Origin of the sequence: Parvibaculum sp., from assembly GCF_049672805.1 — a bacterium.
In the GTDB taxonomy this organism is placed as follows: Bacteria; Pseudomonadota; Alphaproteobacteria; order Parvibaculales; family Parvibaculaceae; genus Parvibaculum.
In genome coordinates, this window is sequence record NZ_JBATWS010000284.1 from 1 (window position 1) to 3,884 (window position 3,884).

Consider the following 3,884-nt stretch of genomic DNA (forward strand, 5'->3'; position numbering starts at 1 on the left):
TTCCCTCTTTCCGGCGCGACATGACAAGAGAAGCCTGAGCCATGGGCTTCCGCAGACAAAGGCTTGGCGAGAAATTGCCGGACCTTCTCGTGCCTGGCCTTGATGTTGTTTTCACCGGCACCGCGCCGTCACGCCGTTCGGCAGCTCTGGGCGCTTACTATGCGCATCCAGGCAATCGTTTCTGGCAGACGATTTATGAGGTGGGCATCACGCCGCGCCTCTATCAGCCGCATGAATATACGCAGCTTATCCATCTCGGCATCGGCTTCACCGATATGGCGAAGCGCGCTGCGGGGATGGATCATGAAATTGATCCAGAGCTTTACGAGGTGGACCGGTTCGTTGAAGAAATGCGGCGCTGCCGCCCGCGCGTTGTAGCCTTCACAAGCAAGAAGGCGGCAAGCGTCTGGATGGGCGTGCCCACAGGGCGAATAGAGTACGGGCTTCAGCGTCCCGTGCCCGACTTCCCGGAAGTCTTTGTCCTCTCCTCACCCTCGGGCGCAGCCCGTCGGGGCTGGAGCATCGAGCCATGGGCAAAGCTGGCGCGGTTCCTCGGGCGGTCGAAAGCCTAGGCGGGCCGCGCCTGCGTGCCGCGAATGAGACGACCCGGCAGTTCGCCTGTCGGTTCGTCATTCTCGGCAACAACCACGCCTGAGAGAATGGTGGCGCGATAGCCCTTAGCGCCTTGCCAGAGGCGGCGGCCGCCCGCAGGCAGGTCGAAGCGCATTTCCGGTTTTGTGAAGGTCAACCCTTCGAAGTCGATCACGTTGAGATCGGCCTTCATGCCCGGCGCAAGCACGCCACGGTCGTAAAGGCCGTACTGCTCCGCCGTGTCCTTCGTCTGAATACGGATGATGTCCTCGATGGGGAGTTTCGGCCCGCGCGTTCTGTCGCGCGCCCAATGGGTCAGCATGAAGGTCGGCGTACCACCATCGCAGATGGCGCCCACATGGGCGCCGCCATCGGCAAGGCTGATGCCTGTCTGCGGGTGGCGCAGCGTTTCCTCGATCGCGGTGAAGTCGTTGGTCGAATAGCCGAAAAGCGGGAAGTAGAGGAGCGCCTGCCCGTTATTCAGCATCATCGCATCATAGATGACTTCGGTAGGGAGCTTGCCTTCGCGCTTTGCGATGGCGGCAACGCTGTCATCGGGCGAAGGCTCGTAATTCTCGCGCTCACCCATCGGATACATCTTGTGGAAAGAGGTGGTGATGAAGCGACCGAAATCGCCGAGCTTGTCCACATTCTTGCCTGCCACGATTTCCGCGCGGACCTTCGGGTCTTTCAGGCGCTCCAGCCTTTCAGCGAAAGGCATTTGCGCATAGGGGCGGTATTCGGGGAAGCCGATGAAGGGATGCACCGATGTCTGCCAGCCCATCAGCAGGCCGACAGGGCGGCCTGAATGTTGGCCGCGCAGATTGGTGACGCCCTGCGCGCGGGCGTCATCCAGCATGGAGAGCATTTTCTTGTAGAGGTCGGGGCGCTCGTCGATCTGCTGGATCTGGAAGGTCACCATGCGGCCGGTTTCCTTCGCCATGCGGAACATCCAGTCGAATTCCTTGTCCATCTCGCGGTGTGTCGCCGCGATCTGGAAAACGCCGTCACCATGCTTTTTCAGTGCATCCGCGATGCCGAAGAGTTCGTCGGTTGCGGCGAGCGTGCCGGGAACCGGGTCGCCCCGCAGCGTGTTGTGAAGGTCCGTGCGCGAGGTGGAGAAGCCAAGCGCGCCTGCCTGCATCGCTTCATAGGTGAGTTCACGCATCCGCGCGATGTCTTGCGGTGTGGCGGGTTCATTGTCGATGCCGCGATTGCCCATGACATAGACGCGCAGCGCGCAATGCGGCATCTGCGTGCCCACATCGGCGGCGTAGCGGCGCTTGTCGAGCGCATCGAGAAATTCGGGAAAGCTCTCCCATTCCCATTTGATGCCTTCATGCATGGCAGCGCCCGGGATGTCCTCGACCGCCTCCATGAGATCGATCAGCTCATTGCGCATTTCGGGTTTCACCGGCGCAAAGCCCACGCCACAATTACCCATGACGACGGTCGTCACGCCATGCTGTGTGGAAGGGGTGAGCCACGGATCCCATGTCGCCTGTGCGTCATAATGGGTGTGGATATCAACAAAGCCCGGGGTGACGAGAAGGCCGTTCGCGTCGATCTCGCGCGCGCCCTTTCCCTCCACGCCACCGATCAGGCTGATCCGGCCGCCATTCACGGCCACATCGCCGGTGAAGGGCTTGCGGCCCGTTCCGTCCACAATCGTGCCGCCGCGAATTACCAGATCATGCTGCACTGTCACGGGCCGTACTCCTGTCTTCCAATCTGCGGGTTGGCGGGAGTTTGCCTCTGGCGCGCCGCAAGAACAAGACTTGTGGAAGGGGGCGAAGGTGAAGGCTGACAGGCCTTCCATGGCGGCGTAGGCTCGCCTACATCATGGATAACTCTCGCAACAGGAGGCCGCCATGTTCAATCTGCGCAGAAAAACCGAAATGCCAGTCCCGGAAGAGGCGCTGCCCGGCCGTGATTTCGCGATCCCGACGGCAAGCCGTCATTTCGTGAATGGCGCGGATTTGAAGGGGCCATATCCCGAAGGCATGGAAACCGCGATGTTCGGCCTTGGTTGCTTCTGGGGCGCGGAGCGGAAGTTCTGGCAGCTACCCGGCGTCCATGTCACGGCGGTCGGCTATGCGGCCGGCTACACGCCGAACCCGACCTATGAAGAAGTTTGCACCGGGCGCACGGGGCATAATGAAGTTGTGCTGGTTGTCTTTGATCCCAAAAAGGTGAGCTACGAAACGCTGCTCAAGACCTTCTGGGAATCTCATAATCCGACACAGGGTATGCGGCAGGGCAATGATATCGGCACGCAATACCGCTCCGGCATTTATGTAACGAGCGATGCGCAGCGCAAGGCGGCGGAAGCCTCGCGCGATGCCTATGGGGCCGAGCTTGCGAAGCAGGGGTATGGCGCGATAACGACCGAAATCCTCGATGCGCCGACCTTCTATTTCGCCGAGGATTATCACCAGCAATATCTGGCGAAGAATCCGAACGGCTATTGCGGGCTTGGCGGCACAGGCGTTTCCTGCCCCATCGGCACGGGCGTCAGCGCGGACTGACTGACCGGATAAGGAAAAGGCCGTGTCTCAGTCGAGACCCGGCCTTTCTGTTTGTCACGCACGCGGCGCTCAGAGGGCGGCGAGTGCGTCTCGCCTTGCTTCCGACTGTTCGCGCATGGCGGCCTTCATCGCCTTTTGCAGCTTTTCGAAGGCGCGTACTTCGATCTGGCGCACGCGTTCGCGGGAGATGCCATATTCCTGGCTCAGATCTTCCAGCGTTGCAGGCTCGTCCTTCAGGCGGCGCTCGGTGAGAATGTGCATCTCGCGCTCGTTCAGGCTTTCCATTGCACGGGTCAGCATTTCGCGGCGCAGTTCCATTTCTTCGGCTTCGCCCAGCACCGTTTCCTGATCGGCGCTGTCATCCACCAGCCAGTCCTGCCACTCACCGCCTTCGGAATCCTGCCGAAGCGGCGCGTTGAGCGAATTGTCGGGCCCCGCCATGCGGCGGTTCATGGAAATCACCTCGTCCTCGCTCACGCCAAGACGATCAGCAATTTCCGTCACCTGATCGGGGTGGAGATCGCCATCCTCGATAGCCTGAATCTGGCCCTTCACCTTGCGCAGATTGAAGAAGAGCTTCTTCTGCGCGGCGGTGGTGCCCATTTTCACGAGCGACCAGCTTCTGAGGATGTATTCCTGAATGGAGGCGCGAATCCACCACATCGCATAGGTTGCGAGGCGGAAGCCCTTTTCCGGCTCGAAGCGCTTTACGGCCTGCATCAGGCCCACATTGCCTTCCGAGATCACTTCGCCAATGGGCAGGCC

At 60.8% G+C, this 3,884-nt stretch carries 4 protein-coding genes; 2 read left to right on the forward strand and 2 right to left on the reverse strand.

Features of this window, described 5'->3' with window-relative positions; all coding sequences use genetic code 11:
• The first annotated feature begins 41 nt into the window (after positions 1-41).
• Positions 42-572 (forward strand): mismatch-specific DNA-glycosylase, encoded by a 531-nt coding sequence (locus WBF74_RS09135; RefSeq protein ID WP_424438480.1) that lies wholly within the window; start codon positions 42-44, stop codon positions 570-572.
• Here the strand turns inward: WBF74_RS09135 and WBF74_RS09140 are convergent.
• Entirely contained in the window at positions 569-2,299 is a 1,731-nt protein-coding gene (locus WBF74_RS09140) for an N-acyl-D-amino-acid deacylase family protein (RefSeq protein WP_424438483.1), read from the reverse strand. The genes WBF74_RS09135 and WBF74_RS09140 overlap by 4 nt on opposite strands.
• A gap of 163 nt (positions 2,300-2,462) precedes the next feature.
• Between WBF74_RS09140 and msrA the strand changes: the two genes are divergently transcribed.
• Positions 2,463-3,119: a peptide-methionine (S)-S-oxide reductase MsrA gene (gene msrA / locus WBF74_RS09145; protein WP_424438486.1), complete on the forward strand. Its 657-nt coding sequence runs from the start codon at positions 2,463-2,465 to the stop codon at positions 3,117-3,119.
• Positions 3,120-3,188: 69 nt separating this feature from the next.
• Here the strand turns inward: msrA and WBF74_RS09150 are convergent.
• Positions 3,189-3,884, reverse strand: a 696-nt coding sequence (locus tag WBF74_RS09150; protein ID WP_424438489.1) for an RNA polymerase factor sigma-32, incomplete at its 5' end; no start/stop codon positions are given.